Here is a 19,483-nt window from a genome sequence, read left to right as displayed (position 1 = left end):
TCACACTCACCAGGGGGGAATTAGCGATGGGAATGACCAGACGATCGTTCAGTAAGTTATTGGCCGGGTCGATGTTTTTAACAACGCCGCTGGCATCCATGAAGTTGGCGTTTGCCGCCGAGCCGGGAGTATTGACCATCGCCCAGGGTTTCGATCCGGTTTCGCTGTGGCCCAATTTCTCCACCACCCAGGAACAGATCAATGCCGGGAATCTGGTCGTCGAACCCCTGTTTTGGATTGAACCTACCGCCAGCCGCTGCGTGCCGGTGCTGGCGGAAAAATATGAGCAGATGGATCCCCTGAAGGTAAAAATCACCCTGCGTAAAAATATTTTGTTTTCCAATGGGGAAAAATGTGATGCGGATGCGGTGATGTTCTCTTTTCAAACCTTTATGAACGTGACTGTCACCCCCGCCTATGGCCAGTATTCGCAACTGATGGACAAGGTGGAAAAAGTTGACGACCTGACCCTTATCCTGCATATGAAATTCCCCTACCCGGCCCTGGAGCTGGCGCTGAGCCAGGTCTTTATCCTGCCGCCAAAATACTGGGCGCAGGTGGGGGGCGCGGATGGTTTTGGCGCAAAACCCATCGGCACCGGTCCTTTCCTGCTCAAAGAGTGGGTTCGCGACAGCCGGATTACCTTTGCCGCCAACCCGCACTATTGGGGCGAGGCGCCGAAAGGAATAAACAGCGTTGTGCTGCGCACCGTGCCGGATGATATGTCCCGTGCATCCAGCCTGCTGAACGGCGAATGCGATATCGCCACCAATGTGCCCATTATGGCTGCCGCGCAGATCAAGAATCAAAACGGTTTGAGCCTACAGGAAGTGCCGAGCTACCGCATTTTTACCCTGGATCTGTCCAGTTTGCCCAATCAAAAAAGTCCGGTGCAGGATCGCCGGGTTAGGCAGGCCCTCAACTATGCCGTGGATAAGAAGGGCATTATCGACGGCCTGTTCCAGGGCAACGCGCGCTTGCTGCACGGTCAGCTGCTGCGGGCCAACGAATTGGGCTACAACCCCCATCTTGACGACTATCCCTTTGATCCGAAAAAGGCCAGGCAACTGCTCGCCGAAGCCGGTTATCCCAACGGATTCCAAATTGACTTCAAGTTCCCCACCGGGCGTTACGCCCAGGACAAGGAAGTGGCGGAAGCCATCGCCGGGATGTTCGCCGATGTCGGCGTGAAGACCAATATGATTTCACTGGAACCGGGAGAATTTCTGCGTCAGTTGAGTAACCGGGAATTACAGCCCATTGGCCTGGTGGGACTGGCGCCGGGCGACGATCCCGACTTGCAGATGGCGCAGTACCGTTCGGACTGGCGTTATTCCTACGTGGATAATCCGCAGCTCGATAAGCTTATCAATGCGGGGGCCCATGAAACCGATCGCGGCAAGAGGGCCGAAATCTATCAGCAGGCCTCGCAGGTGATGTTCGACGACGCGTCGGTACTCTATCTGTACCAGGCCACGGACCTGTATGGCGTGGCCGGCAGGATCAAAGGCTTCACGCCACGGGGCGATCAGCGTTGGGTCATCACCGGCATGTCCATAGGCTAAAAAAAGTGCTCTTGCCGTTGAGGGCAAGAGCACCATCCGCGTCTTCTCACTGACTTTACGCAGGTTAATCATGGCAAATTATATCCTGCGTCGGATCCTTTATATTATACCCTCATTGCTGGGCATAATTGTAGCCTGCTTTTTTATTACCCGGTTAAGCGGCGATCCGACGACACTCTTCCTGCCTGTGGACGCAACGGAGCAGGCCAAACAGGCGTTTCGCATCAAAAACGGCCTGGACCGCTCGCTGTTCGAGCAGTTCATCACCTTTGTTTTCAAGGCGTTCCACGGCGATTTCGGCAACTCGCTGCGCTTTGGCGAGCCGGCCGTCAGCCTGCTGTTCGAACGGCTGGGGGCCACCCTGGAGCTGGCGGTTACCACCCTGGCCATTGCCCTGGCGGTGGGTATCCCGGCGGGGATCGGCTCTGCCTATTATCGCAACAGCTGGATAGATTATCTTATCCGCGGCATTGCCGCGCTGTCACAGGCGGTGCCGACTTTTTTTCTTGATGTGGTGGCAATCCTTATCTTCTCCGTCACCCTGCATTGGCTGCCCACCGGCGGCATGGGCGGGGTCCTTCATTTGATCATGCCGGCGGTTACGCTGTCCGCTACGCTGATAGCCCTGCTGGCGCGCGTGATGCGCTCCACCACGCTGGATGTTTTACGCCAGGATTTTGTCCGCACCGCCCGCGCCAAGGGATTGAGCGAATTCCTGGTGGTCACGCGCCACGTGGTGCGCAATGCGTTTATCCCGGTGATGGTGGTTATCGCCCTGCAGTTCGGCGTCCTGATGGGGGGCGTCATCATCACCGAAACCGTGTTCTCCTGGCCCGGTATCGGCCGCCTGGCTATCCAGGCGATTTATGCGCGGGATTATCCGGTGGTGCAGGTGGTGGTGTTCTTCTTTGCGGTGATTTTTATCCTGGCGAATTTTGCCGCCGATGTGCTGTCCGCCCTGCTTGACCCGAGGATCCGCCTGAAATGAGCACTGAACCCATGGTCAACGCCATCGCGCCATCCCCGAAACCGGCAAGGTTTACCGGCACCCGGCTTTGTTCGCCCCTTAACCTCATCAGCGTGATTATCCTCCTTATCGCGGTGATATGGGCCATCGCGCCGGGGCTTTTCGCCCCGCAGGACCCTTTCCAGCAAAGCCTGCTGCGCCGGCTGCTGCCGCCGGCATTTCTGGGCGGCAAGGAGGCCTGGTGGCTCGGTACCGATCAGTTGGGGCGCGATGTCTTCAGCCGCATTGTCTATGGTGCGAGAGCCACGTTATTCGTCAGCGTGTCGGCGGTGGTGATTTCCTGCGTTATCGGCACTTTCGTCGGGCTTATCGCCGGCTACAACGGCGGCTTTACCGACGCGCTGGTATTGCGCCTTATCGATATGCAGCTGGCCTTCCCCATCATCCTGCTGGTGATTGCCATTGTCGCCGTCATCGGCGCCTCCCTGCCGGCCCTCATTCTTATCATGGGCATCTCGGGCTGGCCCCAATTTGCCCGTATCGTGCGGTCATCGGTGATGTCGGTACGCAACCTTGAGTATGTGGACGCTGCGGTGTCCATCGGCGCCAGTCCGCTGCGGGTGATTTTTCGCCATATCGGGCCGAACGTCCTGTCGGCCAGCATCGTGATGGCCACTTTTCAGCTTTCGGACATGATTCTCACCGAAGCCACCCTGAGCTTTCTGGGACTGGGCGTACAGCCGCCCACCCCCACCTGGGGCGGCATGGTAAGCGAAGCCCAGAATTATCTCAGCGTTTCCTGGGGTGCTTCGGTATTTCCCGGCATCGCCATTGCCGCCGTGATCCTGGCCATCAATATCCTGGGGGATTTTATCCGCGATGCCCTCGACCCGCGCTTGTCCGGCGAAGGGAGGAGATAACCATGCATGCTTTAACCCCATTACCCGCGCCGGGGCAACCGGGCGACGAGGTCATACTGGACATCAAGAATCTGCGGGTGTCGTTCGGCGGACGGGAAAACCCGGCGGTTATTCTCGATGATATCAACCTCTCGGTCCGGCGGGCTGAAACCTTAAGCATTGTCGGGGAGAGCGGCTGCGGCAAGTCGATGCTGTCGCTAGCCATCATGGGATTGGTGCCGCCGCCGGGGGTGACGACGGGCACGATCGAGTATGAAGGCGCAAACCTGCTGGCCCTTCCGTCCGCCCGGATGCGCGGCATTCGCGGCGGCAAGATAGGCATGGTGTTCCAGGAACCGATGACCAGCCTCAATCCTCTGCTGCGCGTCGGGTTCCAGATAGTGGAGGCCATGCGGGTTCACGACCGGGTATCCTCGAACCGCACGCTGAAAGAACGCGCCATCGCGGCCATGGAGCAGGTGAGGATCCCGGGGGCGGGGCAGCGTTTCAACGAATATCCCCATCAGCTATCCGGCGGCATGCGCCAGCGTATCGCCATTGCCATGGTGATTGCCTGTGAACCGGATATTCTTATTGCCGATGAACCCACCACCGCCCTGGATGTCACGGTGCAGGCGGAGATTCTTCAACTGCTGCGTGAACTGCAGCGAAAAAACCATATGGCCATTATCCTTATCACCCACGATCTCGGCGTGGTGGCCCAGATGGCGGATAACGTTGCGGTGATGTATGCCGGCCAGCTGATTGAATACGCCTCATGCCGGGCGCTGTTCGACGATCCCCGCCATCCCTATACCCTGGGCCTGCTGGGCAGTATTCCCCGCATGGAAGAGAAAGAGACCCGGCTGCTGGCCATCGAGGGTTCCGTCCCCCCGGCGGCGCAAATGCCCGCCGGCTGCCGTTTTCACCCCCGCTGCGTCTTTATGGAACAGGACTGCGTTCACCGCCGCCCGTTGCCGGTATCCCGGCAGGATGATCATTTGACGGCCTGTTTTCACATTCCCCTCGCAGGAGAACTGCCATGAGCCGCGCCATTTTGCAGGTCGACAATCTCAAAAAGCATTTCACCCTGGCGAAGGGCCGTTTCGGCAAGGAGGATACCGTGGTCAGGGCCGTGGACGGCGTCTCGTTCGAGATGGCCTACGGTGAAACTCTGGCGCTGGTGGGGGAAAGCGGCTGCGGCAAGTCCACCACCGCACGCCTGGTGATGAAGCTGCTTGACCCCACCGCGGGAACCATCCGGCTGGCGGATACCGAGCTCAATGGACTTCGCGGCGGCGCGCTGCGGGATTTTCGCAAACAGTTCCAGATAATCTTCCAAGATCCGTTTGCCTCGTTAAACCCGCGCATGATAGTCCATGACATCCTCGAAGAGCCGCTTATCATCAACCGCATCGGGGCAGCGGAACGGCAGCGGCGCGTCGCCGACGTGCTTCAACAGGTGGGGCTTTCCCCCACCCATGCCCGCCGTTATCCCCATGAGTTTTCCGGCGGCCAGCGGCAGCGGGTGGGCATCGCCCGGGCGCTGATGCTAAAGCCGTCGCTGATTGTCTGCGATGAACCGGTATCGGCCCTGGACGTTTCCATCCAGGCGCAGATCATCAATCTGCTGTCGGATCTGCAGCGGGACCTGAACCTGTCTTACCTCTTTATTTCCCACGACCTGTCGGTAGTGAAACATATCTCCGATCGCGTAGCGGTAATGTACTTGGGCAAAATCATCGAAATCGCCCCGAAAGAGGTCTTTTTCAACGCCCCCGCCCACCCCTACTCCCGGGCGCTCATCTCGGCCATTCCCCGCCCTGATCCCGGCAATCGTCCCGCTCGGCAGGCGCTGTCCGGCGATGTCTCCACCACGGTCAACCTGCCGGAGGGATGCCGTTTCCATCCCCGCTGTCCCTACGCCGTGGATAAGTGCCGCCATGATGAGCCCCTATTGAAACCGGCGGGAGACGGCTCGGCCGTCGCCTGCCATCGACGCCTGGAATTGCCTCTATGGCAGGAGGTGTTCCAGGACCCCAGTAAGCTCTCTCCCATCGCGCAAGCACGGCTGCGGCTTTATGCCGACCGCCGCCGGGAAAGACTTAACGTAGTAAATCTATAAAAGAGGTTATCCATGTCTTCTCACACAACATCCTCGCGCCCGCTGGTTATCGACGGCCTGAATTGCGCCGGCCTGACCCGCGAACAGCTTATTCGTACCCGCGAGGGGGGCGTATCCGCCATCAACCTGACCGCCATCCATCCCGATGCAACCCTTGCCGATGCACTGGTCCAGCTGGAGGAAGCCCGCGGCATTATCGAGGCCATGCCCGATGTCGCCACGGTGGTGAAAAGCGTCGCCGAGATACAACAGGCCCACGACGAGCATCGGGTGGGCGTGATATTCGGCGCGCAGAATACGCTGATGGCCGAGCCGGACGTGCGCATCCTGGCCTCGTTCAAACAGTTGGGCATGCGGATCATCCAGCCCACCTACAACGAAAAAAACCGGTTCGGCTACGGCGCGCCCTTTGTGGGGGATAGCGACCAAGGCATGACGGACGACGCCTATGACTGGCTGGGGGAGATGGAAGAACTACGCCTGCTGGTGGATCTTTCCCATTGCGGGCACCGCACCAGCGCCGATTTCGTCAAGGCGGCAAAACGCCCGCTGGTGATAAGCCACGGCAATGCTTACGCCCTATGTCCCAGCCCGCGCAACAAACCCGATAGCTTGATCCGGGCGGTGGCCGAAAACGGCGGCCTGGTGGGGGCCGTGTCATGGTCCCCCATTGTCCGTTGGGATAAGCGCCCTACCCTGGACGACCTGGTGGCCCACATCGCTTATATGGTGAAGATAGGCGGTATCGACCATGTGGCGTTCGCCAGCGATCTGCCGGAAGCCAACGGGGAAACCGAGGAAGAGTGGGAAGCCCGCTGGGGTAAAAACGGCCTGTATCCCAATATTACCGGCTCGCTGGGACCCTGGTATCGGTTCGGCACCCATGTGACGCAGGGATACGAGTCCATGGCGAAAACCCCGGCGGTTTGGGATGCCATGAGCAAACAGGGTTTCCATGAAGGGGAAATCGAAAAAATCATGTCCGGCAACTGGCTGCGGGTACTCAAAGAGGTCTGGTAACGCGCGTTTCCCCAGTGTCCGGCCGCCTGTTCCGCGGCAAAAGACATGCCTGTCCCATTATGACATTCCCACCATGCATCACGGGGGCGGAATCGAATTCGCCATCGCCGCGGCAACCGTTTTGCCTGGAGAATGATAAGGATCGCAAACTAAAATGAATATTGAAATCGATGTGGCCTCCACCGCGCCTGAAGAAGATGCCTTCGGCCTGCAAATCCAATGGGACCGCCTGATTGCCATGATGGACGAGGTGGACGCCATTTTGCTGCGGACCGCCTTTTCCACCATTGTCAGTGAATCCCGTGATTACGCGGTGATTTTATTGGACAGTCAGGCGCGCTCCATCGCCCAATCCCAGATATGCGTGCCCGCGTTCACCTGCTCGTTGCCGTCGGCCACCCGTTCGATGCTGGACATCTTTCCGCCGGAGACCTTGCGGGAAGGGGATATCCTCATCACCAACGATCCCTGGCTTTGCCATGGCCATCTACCGGATTTTTATATTGTCATGCCGATTTTCCATCGGGGCGGCATCGTCGGCTTTATCGCTTCCGCCGCGCATATTTCCGATATCGGCGGCAGCCATGACGAATTAAAAGCGCGGGATCTGTATGAAGAGGGACTGCAAATCCCCCCCAGTAAACTCTATGAAGCCGGCGCGCCCAACGTGCAGCTGATTCGCATCATAGAAGCGAACGTGCGCTATCCCAAGCTGGTGCTGGGGGACGTCGGGGCCATTGTCGGCGCGGCGCGCATCGGCGCCGAACGCTATAACGCCATGCTGGAGGAGTACGGCAGGGAGAAAATGGATGCGGTGGCGGATTTCATTTTGCGCCGCTCCGCCAACGCGATGCGCGATGCCATCGCCGCCATCCCCGACGGCGAGTACCTCGGCAAGGCGCTGTGCGACGGGGTCACCAGCCCGACGAACATTGTGCTCAAGATTACCGTCGCCGGCGATACCCTGCATCTGGATTATACCGGCACCAGTCCGCAGAACCCGGACACCGCCGTCAACGTGGTGATGAATGCCACCCATGCCCACTCGCTGCTGGCGCTCAAATGCAGCCTCTGTCCGGAATTGCCCAATAACGAGGGCCTGTTCGTCCCCATCACCAGCTATGCGCCGCCGGGCTCTATTCTTAATGCCCAGCGTCCCGCCGCGGTGCAGGCCCGGTCGCGCACCAGTTTCCATACCCATACCGCCATTTACAACGCCCTGGCCAAGGTCATCCCGAACGCCGTGCAGGCCACCAGCGGTTCTTTCTGGTTTATCCGCTTTATGTGCCAGGACGATGAAGGGGCGCCGTTCGTGGTGCATATGCTGCCCAACGGCGGCGAAGGCGCGTCCATTGGCATGGACGGGCATTCCACCATCGCCTTTCCCGGCTGCTCGATGGTAACGCCGATGGAAATCATCGAAGCCAACGGCCCGGTATTGATCCGCGAGCGCGCTTACCATCCGGATTCCGGCGGTCCCGGCAAATATCGCGGCGGCCTGGGCTCCATTATGCGCATCGAAACCAAATCCGATAAGCCGGTGCATGTCGCCGTGCGGCCCGACCATACCCGCTATCCCTCGGACGGATTGCTGCAAGGACATCCGGGGGGATTAGGCGCGGTGCTCCTTGACGGCCGGCCTATCGAGCCGGACCCCTTCGCCCTGCAGCCCGGCCAGATGCTGACCCTGCACCTGCCCGGCGGCGGCGGCATCGGCAATCCCCTTGAGCGCGACCGCGCCCTGGTGGAAACCGACATCGAGCTGGGTCTGGTGAGCCGTCGGGCCGCCGGCGACATATATGGTTACGCCGGAAAATAATCCGGTCTCCGTTAATGGTTATGAGGATATTCCCTAAATAATTCGAGTTGCAGGAAGGCGGCGACGCAGCGACGAATCTGTCTGGAACAGATTTGAACAGCGCCTGCAACTTGAAGTATGACGGGTATACCGTTCGTATTAGATAATATGGGACAACATGATGACAGCCAAATATCGCCTCGGTTTTGATATCGGCGGCACCTTTACCGATTTCGTCCTGACCAACGAAACCACCGGAGAAATGTTACTGGAGAAGTGCCTGACCACCCCGGACGACCCGGCGCGGGGCGTCAACAAGGGTCTTGATTTGCTGTTCAGGAAAAGCGGCCTCGACGGCGCATCCGTTGAAGTGGCCATTCACGCCACTACCCTTATCACCAACGCCCTGATTGAGCGGCGCGGCCTGAAAACCGCCCTGGTGGCCACCAAAGGCTTTCGCGATACCCTGGAGATGGGCAGCGAAGTCCGCTATGACCTGTATGATCTGTTTATGGTTAAACCCGCGCCGCTTATCCCGCGGGATCTGCGCTTCGAAATAGACGAGCGCATCACCAGCGACGGAGAGGTTCTCACCGCGGTGGATGAAGTGCAGGTAGTGGCCCTGGCCCGGCAGCTGGCCGCCCTGGAGGTCCGTTCGGTGGCCATTGCCTTTATGCACGCCTACCGTAATCCCGCCCATGAACGGCAGACGGCCGCCATACTGGCGCGGGAACTGCCGGGTATCGCCATCAGCACGTCTTCGTCCGTGGCGCCGGAAATCCGCGAATACGAACGCACCAGCACCACCGCGGCCAACGCCTATGCCAAACCCATTACCGCCAACTATCTGGACCTGGTGTCCCAGACCCTGGCCGACGTCGGTTATCGCAACAAGCTCTATATGATGCTGTCCGCCGGCGGGGTGACCGGCGTGGACGTTGCCAAGGAATACCCCATCCGCATGCTGGAATCCGGGCCGGCGGCCGGGGTGCTGGCGGCGATTTTCTACGCCAGGCAGATGGGCATCCCGAGCCTGGTGACCTTCGATATGGGCGGGACCACCGCCAAGGTGGGATTGGTCAAGGACTACGAAGCGGCCAAGTCGGGCACCTTCGAATTCGGCCGCGTGGCCCGGTTCAAGAAAGGCAGCGGCCTGCCGGTGAAAATGCCGATTATTGAACTGATTGAAATCGGCGCCGGCGGCGGCAGCATCGCCGCCATGGATAAAATGGGCCTGCTTAAAGTGGGACCGCGCAGCGCCAGCGCCCAGCCCGGGCCCGCCTGTTACGGGCAGGGCGGCCGGTTGCCCACGGTGACCGACAGTAACCTGGTGCTGGGTTATCTTAATCCCGGCTATTTCCTCGGCGGCGCCATGACGCTGGATGAGCAGGCCGCCAGGAGCGCCATAAAGGAAAATATCGCCAATCCCCTGGCTATCTCCGTGGAGAAGGCCGCCGCCGGCATTTATGAAATTGTTAACCAAAGCATGATATCCGCGATGAAAGTTCACATTGCCGAACGGGGGGACGACCCGAGAAAGTTCTATCTGTTTGCCTTCGGCGGCGCCGGTCCGGCTCACGCCTACGAGCTGGCGCGCTCGGCGGGCATGAAAGGCATTATCGTGCCGAACGGCGCGGGCGCAGCATCGGCCATGGGACTGGTGACCTCCGGCATCTCCTTTGATTATGCGCGCTCGCTGGTGGTGGAGGTAACCGGGCAAACCTGGCCGCATATCGCCGCGCTGTTCGAGGAAATGGTGACGGAAGGCACGGCGCTGCTGGCCGGGGTCAAGCTGAGCGCGCAACCCGAGGAGATAAAAGTCCAGTATCAGCTGGATTTGCGTCACAAGGGCCAAGGCCATGAGATGACCTTGGATATCCCGGAGGAATTGGTAAAGGCCGGGGATTACCGTGGCATTTGCGAGCTGTTTTATACCACCCATCGGGAAAAGTTCGGCCATGAACACCGGCACCTGGCGGTACAGTTGATCACTTGCCGCGCTACGGTGAGCGGCCATGATCCCGATATTCGCCTGCCCAAACTGCATGCCCCCCGGAATACGCAAAGAGAGAAAGGCGCGCGCCGGGTCTATTTCCCGGAACTAAAGGACTTTATCCAGACGCCCATCTACGATCGCTACGCGCTGGGGGCGGGCTTGTCGTTCGACGGCCCGGCAATTATCGAGGAGCGGGAATGTACGATTGTCGTCGGCCCTTCCGGTCGGGTGAGAGTGGATGAATTCGGCACTATTTTCATCGATATCGTCTCATCGAAAGCATAATCATCATTCGGCCTCTGCCTCTATAGTCGCTGCAACAGCGACTATAGAGAATAGATGTCAGAACTGATACACCAGGGCAACAGCTACGGTGTCGCCCGAGGAATAGCCCAGCGGGTTGTCTTTATTGAGCACATTGATGATGTAGTCAACATAGGTAGAGAGGTTTTTGTTGAAGAAGTACGTCGCGCCGAGTTCATAATATTTGAACAGGTCGGCATCGCCGATGCCTTCCACATCTTTCGCTTTGGACTGGCCGTAAGCAATGGATGGACGCAGACCCCAATCGAACTGGTACTGGGCCACAATCAGGGTATCCTGGGTTTTGTTGGCGAAACCGGACAGGTTATCGCCGGCGGCGTTGGTTTGCAGATTATTCGACAACCAGGTTGCATTGTGGGTTTCAGCATAGGTAGCCGCCAGATAGATGTTGTTGGCATCGTATTTCAGCGAGGTCGACCACACCTCCGCCCGGTCGCCCCGGCCGTAATCACTGGCATTCTGGGCATCGGTGCGATCGGATGACGCATACGCCCCTACGATACCCACGCCGATAGGTGAAACGTACGAGATTGAACCGCCGTAGCCATCGCCATTGGAGCGTTTCGGATCGTCGGAACGGTCATTTTTGCCTTGATATTGCACCGCAAAGTCAACGCCTTTAACCAAGCCGAAGAAATCGGTGTTGCGATAGGTGGCCAGACCGGTGGAGCGGGCGGCCATGAAGTTATCAGTGTAGGCGGTATCGCCGCCGAATTCCGGCAACATATCGGTCCAGCCAAGAGAGTCGTATACCACGCCCCAGTTACGGCCGTAATCCACAGAACCGTAATTGGCGAATTTCAACCCGGCGAAGCCCACGCGGGTATGGTCGCCGTCAACGTGATCCGGGCCGCTTTCGGTATCATTGCCGGCGAACTCGTAAATCCACTGGCCGTAGCCGGTGAGTTGGTCGTTAATCTTGGTTTCGCCCTTGAAGCCGGTGCGGACATAGGTTTGATCGCCATCGCCGGCAAAACCGCCGTCGCTGGCGCTGGAGAAGTAGTGCATGGCGTCGATTTTGCCATACAGATCCAATTTGTTGCCGTCTTTATTATAAATCTCCGCCCCATGAACAGCTCCCGCGGTCAACAAGGCCGGAATTACCATTGCTATCACATTGCGCTTCATCATTATTACCCCATCGATTTATTTAGACATTTACCTCTACCGTATACTCGTCGGGTTGATGTTCCATTCATGCTGTTGGTGCCCAAACCGGCATAGCAGCGCCGGCTGGACGCCTCTCCTGCGAACGCGGCGGTTACTGTTTCAACGTGCCGGTCATTTTTTGCATTATCTGATTGATATCCTTAACCCCTTCCAGGTTCCAGCATTGCTCAACCAATGCCACCGCGCTCGCCGGGTCCATCAGACCGCTTGCCGCCGTGACAAGTTTGTCCGTCAAGTCATGATCAAGCAGCGGTGCGTCCGGCGTTCCCCGGTTACGCTGCACTTCATAATCGGAACTCGTGCCGTCGGCCCAGTGAATGATCAGCTTGCAGCCGCGTTTATCCATGGTCGTCTCCGAGACGATACGCACCAGGGAACGCAAATGGGTGATAAAGGGATCCCGCAGCGTGGCATCGTCGAAATCTCCCAATCCCAGGCCATGATGCGCCAGGGCCACCGCCACGCAATGGGGGGTGCTGAAACGGGCTTCCGGCCCGGTGGCCGGATGCACCAGCGCCGTCACCGCGGAGGAGAAAGGATGCAGGTGCAGTTCAATGCCGACAATGTCCCCTTTGGCCGCCAGACCTTTCGACGCCGCGATTCCCGCCTCAATGGGCGCATGGGTCAGCGACGCCGTGGGATACAGCTTGTGGCCGTTATTCGGCAACTGCCACTGGCTGTTAAGCCCCGCCACCAGCATCTCGTTGTCGGGATCTTTGCTCACCGCCTGCAGCAATCCGCGCTGGCCTTCGATAGCGGTATCCGTGGAAGTGAATCCCGCTTCGGCCAAAAGCGCCGACATGACGCCGTCCATCGCCGCTTTTGCCGGATGCAGCGCTTTGGAATCGCTGCCGTAGATTTCGCGCACGCCGGCAGCCTGGGTGGCGCTGCAGCCCAGGGCATGGGTGGCGGCTTCCGGTGAGAGCTTAAGGGCGTTGGCCGCCGCCGCCGCCGCCGCAACGTGGCCCATGGTGCCGGTTACATGCCAGGCGCTTTGATAATGGCTCGGTCCCGCCGCCTTCGCCACCCGCGCGCCGGTTTCAAAACCGGCGACATAGGCGGTGATCATGTCCTGGCCGCTCAGCCCGCGCAGTTGAGCGATGGCCACCACCGCCGGCCAGACGCATGAGCTCAGGTGAATGGTGGTTTCGATGGGATTGAACACATCGTCATAGTCCAGCAAATGAGAGGCATAGGCATTGCACAGCGCGGCATAAGGCGCATTGGCGGTCAATAACGTACCGATAATATTCGCCGGTCCGCCCTGCCCAAGGGCCGAGATGACTTTCTGGAGCTTGCGCGCTCCCGGCTCTCCCGCGCCGGCAATTGCCGCGGCGCTCCAATCCACAAAGGCGCGTTTGGCATAATGAATGACTTCCGGCGGCAGAGCGGAAAAGCTGAGCGAAGCCGCAAATATACCCAGTTGACGCGTTTTGGTGACTGGCCGCGATACTTCAGTCATATCAACAGACATATCATTTATTCCCCTTGAGCAGCTTGATCAATTGTTGAATGTCCTGGCTGTATTGGTCTAACGTCTTGTTTAAATCATCGCCGGTCACAAACAGCGTCCTATCGCCTTCCTCTTGCATGTACTTATCCCAGTCGGGGGTCTTCACCAGTTTGGCGAAGATATCCCGGTAATAGGCCACGGTTTCCGGTTTCATGTTTGCCGGTCCCGCGATACCGCGAAATTGCAATTGATCGGGAATGCCCTGGGTGGGGATGCCCTGCTCGGCCAATGTCGGCACGTCCGGATACTGCTTGCTGCGCGCGTCGCCCAATACGCCGATCAGGCGCATCTGGCCCGCCGCCACCTGTTCGGAGAAATCGGTTTGCGCGCCGATCATGATCTGCGCGTCTCCCCGCAGCAAAGCGGTGATACGCGGACCGCCGTCGGCAAAGGAGAGATATTTCCAGCTGGTGCCGGTATTCTTCTCAATCTGCAGCGCGGCGAGGTTATCCACGGATTGGTAGGCGCCCCCCACCTGTACCAGCTGGCCGGGGTTTTGTTTGGCCCCATCAAGGAATTCCTTGAAGGTGTGATAGGGTGAATTGGCCGGCACCGCCACGATTTGCTGCTCATCCGCCAGCAAGGCGATAACGGTCAAATCCTTGACGGTGGTGGTAGCGTTAGGTTCGGTATAACCGCTGGAAATCCATTTTGAGGTAAAGGCCGCAATGAAGTTGGGCTGCCCTTTCTTTTCCCCCATGAAATTCATGGCCCCTAACCCGCCGCCCTGCGGCCGCGACAGCACCGGCCAATTGTCATCCATAATTTTATTTTGACGGGCTATCTTCACTATATTACGGGCGAACAAATCACTGCCGCCGCCGGGGCCGGTATCTACCACAAACTGCACATTGCTGGGTTTAGCCGCATCATTATCATCATTACACGCCGCCAGGGTGGTCATCAGTAAACCCGCAACGGCAAGATAGGCAACTCGACGTAATATCATCATTTTAATTCTCCTGTTATTCAGGCGGCTCTGCGGACGCCCGTTAATACGACCCATTGCTCTAGCGCGGGGACAAGACCTTGCTCCGCTGTTTCATCCGACTGTATACAGAGAACAGCACCACCAGGACGATGGCGCCGAGAATGCCGGCGGATATCGGCCGTTCGACAAAAATCGACAATCTGTTATTGGAAAGCATCAGGGATTGCCGGAAAGCGAGCTCCGCTTCGGGGCCCAAGACAAACGCCATCAGCATGGGCGCCGCCGGTACTCCCAATCGCCTGAACAGGTAACCGAAAGCGCTAAAGCCCATCAGGAGCCACACATCAAAGATGGAACCCCTGACGCTATAGGCCCCCACCACCGCCAGCAGCAGAATGATGGGATAGAGCAACCAGTAGGGAATACGCAGTATCTGCACCCAGACCGGAATCATCGGCAAGTTAAGGACCAACAGTGCGATAGTGCCCAGATAGAGACTGGCGATAACCGGCCAAACGATTTCCGGGTGATTGGTGAACAGCAGCGGTCCGGGCTGAATGCCGTATAACAACAGGGCGGCCAGCATCACGGTGGTGCTGGCGCTGCCCGGCAAACCCAGGCTTAGCAGCGGGATCATGCTGCCGCCGCATTCGGAATTGTTGGCCGCTTCGGGACCCGCCACGCCCTCAATCACGCCGGTGCCGAATTTTTCCGGATGTTTAGAGGTGTTTTTTACCATGGCATAGGACACAAACGAGGCGATGGTGGAGCCGCCGCCGGGCAGCGAGCCGATGAAAAACCCCACCAGGGTGCCGATGGCCATGGCCAGGCGCGACTGTTTAATGTCGGCCCAGGTGGGTAAATATTCCCGCAGGTGTTTGGGCGCCGCCATCGGATTGGCCTTTTCCATGGTTTTGCCGGTATTGATTAATACCTCGCCCACCGCGAACAGACCCAAGGTCACGACCAAAAATTCGATGCCGTCATACAAATTCACGCTGCCGAAGGTGAACCGCTGGGCGCCGGAGAATATATCCGCCCCCACCGTGGACACCAGCAGTCCGCAGAACATGGAAATAAGCCCCTTTACCGGGGATTTGCCCGCCAAGGAGATAACCAGCAGCAGGCCGAAAATCATCAACATGGCGAATTCCGGCGGACCGAACTGTACCGCAAGCCGGGCGGCTACAGGCGCGGCAAAGGTCAGGCCGATCACGCCGATGGTGCTGGCAATGAATCCGGAAATGGCGGACATCCCCATCGCCGCGCCGGCCCGTCCCTGCTTGGCAAGCTCGTGCCCGTCATAGCAAAGCACCACCGACGACGTCTCGGTGGGGATATTCAATAAGATCGCCGTTGTGGCGCCGGCAAATTTCGAACCGTGATATATACCGGCCATCATGATAAGGCCGGTGGTGGGCGGCAGCCGCAACGTCAGGGGCAGCAGAATGGCCAGCGTCGCCGCCGGATTGCCCAAACCCGGCAGGATGCCGATCAGGGTACCCAATAATGCGCCGATCACTATCCACATCAGATTCGTGAAGGATAAGGCCGCCACGAAACCGTCGAGCATGTTATAGAGTAGGGACATGATAGTTCTCTCTTATTATCGCGTCAGATGCCAAGAATTCCGGTATTGAGCAGGCCGGTTGGCAGCTCAATGCTGAGGACCTGGACGAATAGGAGGTAAATTGCTATGGGTACGGCGACCAGAGCGATATACGATGCGACACTGCGCCGTTTTTCCACATAGAGCAGCAGATACGCCATCAGCAATACCCCCGTTAGGACGAACCCGATTGAAGCGAAGAGCGGAACTGCGACCACATATCCGATAAATACAGCCACCGTCTTTTTGGGGAAAAAATGCGGCGCGATTTCTTTAGGATCCGGTTTGCCGTGGGTTTTGGTTTCGATAGGATTTACCACCCCTATCGCACGGACTTCCGGTATTGAGGGACGCAGGCTTTGCGCCACAAGAATCACTCCCAGTATCAACAAGACAAAGGCGATGATTCTGGGCAGAAAACCCGGACCAGGGACATTGTTCAAATAAAAAGGCATTTGCCAAGCCATTATCAATACGGCAGCCGCCACTATTGCAACCACGCTTCCGAACGCAACATCAGCACGACGCATTCCATACCTCCGTATACCAGACATTATTTCTTTTCTATAGACATCATTGCCGAGATATAAGAGAAATTGAAGCGGGCGTCAAGAATAGTTGCAGGTTAACTTTCCACAATGTGATGGAGGAATCTTTTCCGTTGCCGGAAGGACCAAAATCGGGCCGGAAGGTGTCAAAAATGTTACAAAAAAAAACGGCATCACCGATATGTCATCCAGTCATGCCGTCCCGGGCACAGGGCGATAATCCCGCCTTATGCTGATTCATATAAAATAAATCAAACCGGCAGATCGCGGAACTGCTGCCGTACCTCCTTCAAAGCCTTGACAATATTGGCCTGCATCTCAGGCACCAGCCTGGTCACGGGCACCGCTACCGCCATGGAGGCCACAGGCCGATTGGCCGCGTTCACCAGGGCGATGGCCACCGAACCCACTCCCTCTTCGCTTTCTTCATAATTGGTGGCGTAACCCAGGCTGCGCACATCGTCCAACGCGCTTTCCAGGGCATCCATGGACTTGATGGAGCTGGAGGTTTGCGGCAGCAGTTTCTTATTAGCGTACAAAGTGCGAACCTGTTCCGGCGTCAGTTCCCCCAGCATCGCTTTGCCCGCCGAGGTGCAGTGGGCATAGAGGATCTGGCCTGTGCGGGCTATCACCCGCAGCGTCCGATCGCTCTCCACCGCGTCGATATAACGCACCTTGTCCCCCTCCAGTGTCACCAGATGGACAGTTTCTCCAAATTTGGCCGCCAGTTTTTCCAGAAACGGACGCGCATGCATCCTGACATCCATTTTTTGCACCACCGCCAGCCCGATCTCAACCAGCATCGGCCCCGGCCGGTACGCCCTGGTATCGTCCTGCCGGACGAACCCCCGATGAATCAGCATCGCCAGCAAACGATGAGCGGTGGAATGGGCCACCCCAAGATAGTTGCAGGCCTCGGTTAGGCGCATACTCTGTTGCTCGCGGAACAGCAGCAACAGGCGAAGCGCATTATCTACCGAAGAGATGGGGTAGCTTGGCTCGCTGCCACCGCTGGAATTTGGACCGTCGCGCACATATCACCCCTTTGTTATATTCTGTATGCCAGACAATATTGTCAATTTTGTGATCTTTTGTCCACAACAAGAACATCTCAGTCTTGACTTCATGCAAAGTACGTTGCAATATCCAGCTTGTCCTTACGGAGGACATAGTTTCCTTATAGAAGACATTGTCAGTATAGAGGAGAGATGGGATGCGTATTCGCCATATAGGTGTAGTAACCAAAGATCTGGAAAAAGCCGCCACTTTTTATGAAAAAGTGCTCGGCTTCAAACGACTGGGTCCAGCACGTACTCCAGGTCATTATCCGGGTAGAGCTATCGACATGAGCGACGGTGAAGTTAACTATTCGCTGCTGTGTCCGGATGAACGCGTGGAATTCGCTCCATGGGCTCAAGGTACTTTAGGCCCAAATCACATCGGTGTCGAAACCGATAACATCGTCGGCGTCATGGAAGCATTAAAGGAATACGGCATCCAGTGGTACGGTGAAGATAAAGAGCAAGTGCCGCCGCGTTTCTTCAAATTCCTGGATCCGGACGGCGTTGAAATCGACATCGCCACCATCGATCGTAGCTGGAAATTCTAGGTTTAAACATCGCCGACAGTAGTCACCTGGATAAGAGAGGGGGCAATGCAAAGACGACGGACCCAGCATCGCCACCCCTTGTCCGGTGCCTTGGCAGTGTTGGTCGTCTTTGCAAAAATAGGCTCGACCGCGTTTGGCGGCGGAAGCGCTACCATCGCCGCCATGCGCCAAGCCTGCATCCGCCACGGCTGGATGAACGAACAGCAGTTTCTCGATATCGTGGTGCTGTCGCGCCTGACGCCCGGCATCAGTATCCTGGCGCAAACCCTGCTTGTCGGCCGCGCGGTGGCCGGTGTCCCCGGCATGTTCGCCGGACTGGCGGGACTGCTGACGCCCGCACTCGCCATCACCCTCGCCCTGTCGAAACTTTATCAATTCATCAACGGCCTGCCCTCCACCGTCACGCCCCTGCACGCCATCGTTGCCGCATCGGCCGGCTTCGCCATTGCGATGACGCTGCAACTGCTGCGGGACTCTTTTGCCGGGCGCCGTGTTGTGCTCACCACGGTCATCGTGATGGCTTACACCGGCCTGGCGTTTCTGGTGGCCAATCCGCTTATGGTCATGGGAATAGCCATCGTACTTGCGTTGCTGTTGCCCGGCCTGTTCAATAAACTGGAAAAACACCCCCCGGAGGAGTCTTCAGGGGAGCGACCTGAACCATGAGCCTGGAGCGGATTTTTCTGGTAGTACTGGCGGCAAATCTTATCGGCTTCGGCGGTCTTAGCTCCCTGCCCATCCTGCGCGGCCAGATCCAAAGCGCCGGGCTGCCGGCCGACAACCTGCTGCTGCATGCCCTCGCCATCGGCAATATTTCACCCGGTCCCAACGGTCTCTACCTGGTAGTGGCGGGTTACTTCATCGGCGGTATCAAAGGTGCCGGCGCGGCCACGCTGGCGCTGGTTATTCCCCCCTTTCTGGTTATCATACTTGAAAACCTCCGCAGCCGACTGTTACATCTGCCACGCTTTCGCGCGGTCATGCACTCCCTGAGCCTGTCGGTCATCGCGCTGCTCATTCCCTCCAGCGCGGCCCTTGCCGCACATGCCGCCACGGATCTGCTGGGCGTGGCGATGGTTATCATGGGCGCGATAGTGTTATCGTGCCGCGCCTCGCCTCTGGTGGGCATCGGCATTGCGCTGGTCATCGGACTGGTGGTGAGGTAACGGCTAAACCCCGCTATCCGGTTATCCCGCAAATTTAATGACATGAAGCATCGTTTATTCGTTTCAGATCATCTCTTTTTCTTGCGGGAACGAACTGCTTAATAACACAAAGCGCTCCATATTCAACATCATTTTATTATTCTTATTACAATCATATTACTTAATATCAAAAATATTGACGGCCGGTCTGGCTGGCGGAGATATGTGATTTATTTCACATAACCCGCAATCTATTTTATTTAT

General features: G+C 57.8%; 17 protein-coding genes. 11 read left to right on the top strand and 6 right to left on the bottom strand.

Annotated elements, in window-relative coordinates; all coding sequences use genetic code 11:
• The first annotated feature begins 26 nt into the window (after positions 1-26).
• The 8 genes from ACL2XO_RS11565 (at position 27) to ACL2XO_RS11530 (ending at position 10,655) form a co-directional block, all read left to right on the top strand.
• Positions 27-1,565, top strand: coding sequence for an ABC transporter substrate-binding protein (locus ACL2XO_RS11565; protein ID WP_413742748.1), 1,539 nt, complete (start codon positions 27-29; stop codon positions 1,563-1,565).
• A gap of 70 nt (positions 1,566-1,635) precedes the next feature.
• Positions 1,636-2,553 (top strand): ABC transporter permease, encoded by a 918-nt coding sequence (locus ACL2XO_RS11560; protein ID WP_413724001.1) that lies wholly within the window; start codon positions 1,636-1,638, stop codon positions 2,551-2,553.
• On the top strand, positions 2,550-3,452 hold the full coding sequence (locus tag ACL2XO_RS11555) for an ABC transporter permease (RefSeq protein WP_413742747.1): 903 nt from the start codon (positions 2,550-2,552) through the stop codon (positions 3,450-3,452). The genes ACL2XO_RS11560 and ACL2XO_RS11555 overlap by 4 nt, the downstream gene beginning before the upstream one ends.
• A 2-nt stretch (positions 3,453-3,454) precedes the next feature.
• Positions 3,455-4,477: an ABC transporter ATP-binding protein gene (locus ACL2XO_RS11550; protein ID WP_413723999.1), complete on the top strand. Its 1,023-nt coding sequence runs from the start codon at positions 3,455-3,457 to the stop codon at positions 4,475-4,477.
• Positions 4,474-5,556 carry an ABC transporter ATP-binding protein gene (locus ACL2XO_RS11545; RefSeq protein WP_203521969.1) on the top strand — a complete coding sequence of 361 codons (1,083 nt, stop codon included), beginning with the start codon at positions 4,474-4,476 and terminating at the stop codon, positions 5,554-5,556. The genes ACL2XO_RS11550 and ACL2XO_RS11545 overlap by 4 nt, the downstream gene beginning before the upstream one ends.
• A 12-nt stretch (positions 5,557-5,568) precedes the next feature.
• Complete coding sequence (locus ACL2XO_RS11540) at positions 5,569-6,576, top strand: dipeptidase (RefSeq protein ID WP_413723997.1); 1,008 nt, start codon at positions 5,569-5,571, stop codon at positions 6,574-6,576.
• Positions 6,577-6,730: 154 nt separating this feature from the next.
• Positions 6,731-8,395, top strand: coding sequence for a hydantoinase B/oxoprolinase family protein (locus tag ACL2XO_RS11535; protein WP_413742746.1), 1,665 nt, complete (start codon positions 6,731-6,733; stop codon positions 8,393-8,395).
• Between the two features lie 157 nt (positions 8,396-8,552).
• Positions 8,553-10,655, top strand: a complete 2,103-nt coding sequence (locus ACL2XO_RS11530) for a hydantoinase/oxoprolinase family protein (protein ID WP_413723995.1) — start codon at positions 8,553-8,555, stop codon at positions 10,653-10,655.
• Positions 10,656-10,712: 57 nt separating this feature from the next.
• Here ACL2XO_RS11530 and ACL2XO_RS11525 read toward each other — a convergent pair whose 3' ends face one another.
• The 6 genes from ACL2XO_RS11525 to ACL2XO_RS11500 form a co-directional block, all read right to left on the bottom strand.
• Positions 10,713-11,825: a porin gene (locus tag ACL2XO_RS11525; RefSeq protein WP_413742745.1), complete on the bottom strand. Its 1,113-nt coding sequence runs from the start codon at positions 11,823-11,825 to the stop codon at positions 10,713-10,715.
• A gap of 130 nt (positions 11,826-11,955) precedes the next feature.
• The gene (locus tag ACL2XO_RS11520; RefSeq protein ID WP_413742744.1) at positions 11,956-13,338 is read right to left on the bottom strand and encodes an MmgE/PrpD family protein; all 1,383 of its coding nucleotides are present in this window, start codon (positions 13,336-13,338) and stop codon (positions 11,956-11,958) included.
• Position 13,339: 1 nt separating this feature from the next.
• Complete coding sequence (locus tag ACL2XO_RS11515) at positions 13,340-14,329, bottom strand: Bug family tripartite tricarboxylate transporter substrate binding protein (RefSeq protein WP_165934135.1); 990 nt, start codon at positions 14,327-14,329, stop codon at positions 13,340-13,342.
• A gap of 58 nt (positions 14,330-14,387) precedes the next feature.
• Positions 14,388-15,899 carry a tripartite tricarboxylate transporter permease gene (locus ACL2XO_RS11510; protein ID WP_413723992.1) on the bottom strand — a complete coding sequence of 504 codons (1,512 nt, stop codon included), beginning with the start codon at positions 15,897-15,899 and terminating at the stop codon, positions 14,388-14,390.
• A 23-nt stretch (positions 15,900-15,922) separates the two neighbouring features.
• The gene (locus ACL2XO_RS11505) at positions 15,923-16,447 is read right to left on the bottom strand and encodes a tripartite tricarboxylate transporter TctB family protein (protein WP_413723991.1); all 525 of its coding nucleotides are present in this window, start codon (positions 16,445-16,447) and stop codon (positions 15,923-15,925) included.
• 269 nt (positions 16,448-16,716) lie between these two features.
• The gene (locus tag ACL2XO_RS11500) at positions 16,717-17,499 is read right to left on the bottom strand and encodes an IclR family transcriptional regulator (protein WP_203521975.1); all 783 of its coding nucleotides are present in this window, start codon (positions 17,497-17,499) and stop codon (positions 16,717-16,719) included.
• 179 nt (positions 17,500-17,678) lie between these two features.
• Here ACL2XO_RS11500 and ACL2XO_RS11495 point away from each other — a divergent pair, with 179 nt between their 5' ends.
• Genes ACL2XO_RS11495 through ACL2XO_RS11485 form a run of 3 tightly spaced genes read left to right on the top strand, consistent with a single transcriptional unit; the run spans position 17,679 to position 19,240 of the window.
• On the top strand, positions 17,679-18,074 hold the full coding sequence (locus tag ACL2XO_RS11495) for a VOC family protein (RefSeq protein ID WP_132922276.1): 396 nt from the start codon (positions 17,679-17,681) through the stop codon (positions 18,072-18,074).
• 45 nt (positions 18,075-18,119) lie between these two features.
• Complete coding sequence (locus ACL2XO_RS11490) at positions 18,120-18,740, top strand: chromate transporter (protein ID WP_413723990.1); 621 nt, start codon at positions 18,120-18,122, stop codon at positions 18,738-18,740.
• The gene (locus ACL2XO_RS11485; protein WP_413723989.1) at positions 18,737-19,240 is read left to right on the top strand and encodes a chromate transporter; all 504 of its coding nucleotides are present in this window, start codon (positions 18,737-18,739) and stop codon (positions 19,238-19,240) included. Before ACL2XO_RS11490 ends, ACL2XO_RS11485 begins: the two co-directional genes overlap by 4 nt.
• Positions 19,241-19,483 lie beyond the last annotated feature (243 nt).

The organism is Sodalis sp. RH15 (genome assembly GCF_047324255.1).
Taxonomy (GTDB): Bacteria; Pseudomonadota; Gammaproteobacteria; order Enterobacterales; family Enterobacteriaceae; genus Acerihabitans; species Acerihabitans ligni.
Note: the sequence above shows the minus strand (reverse complement) of the source record. Positions and strands in the feature narration are given on the sequence as shown.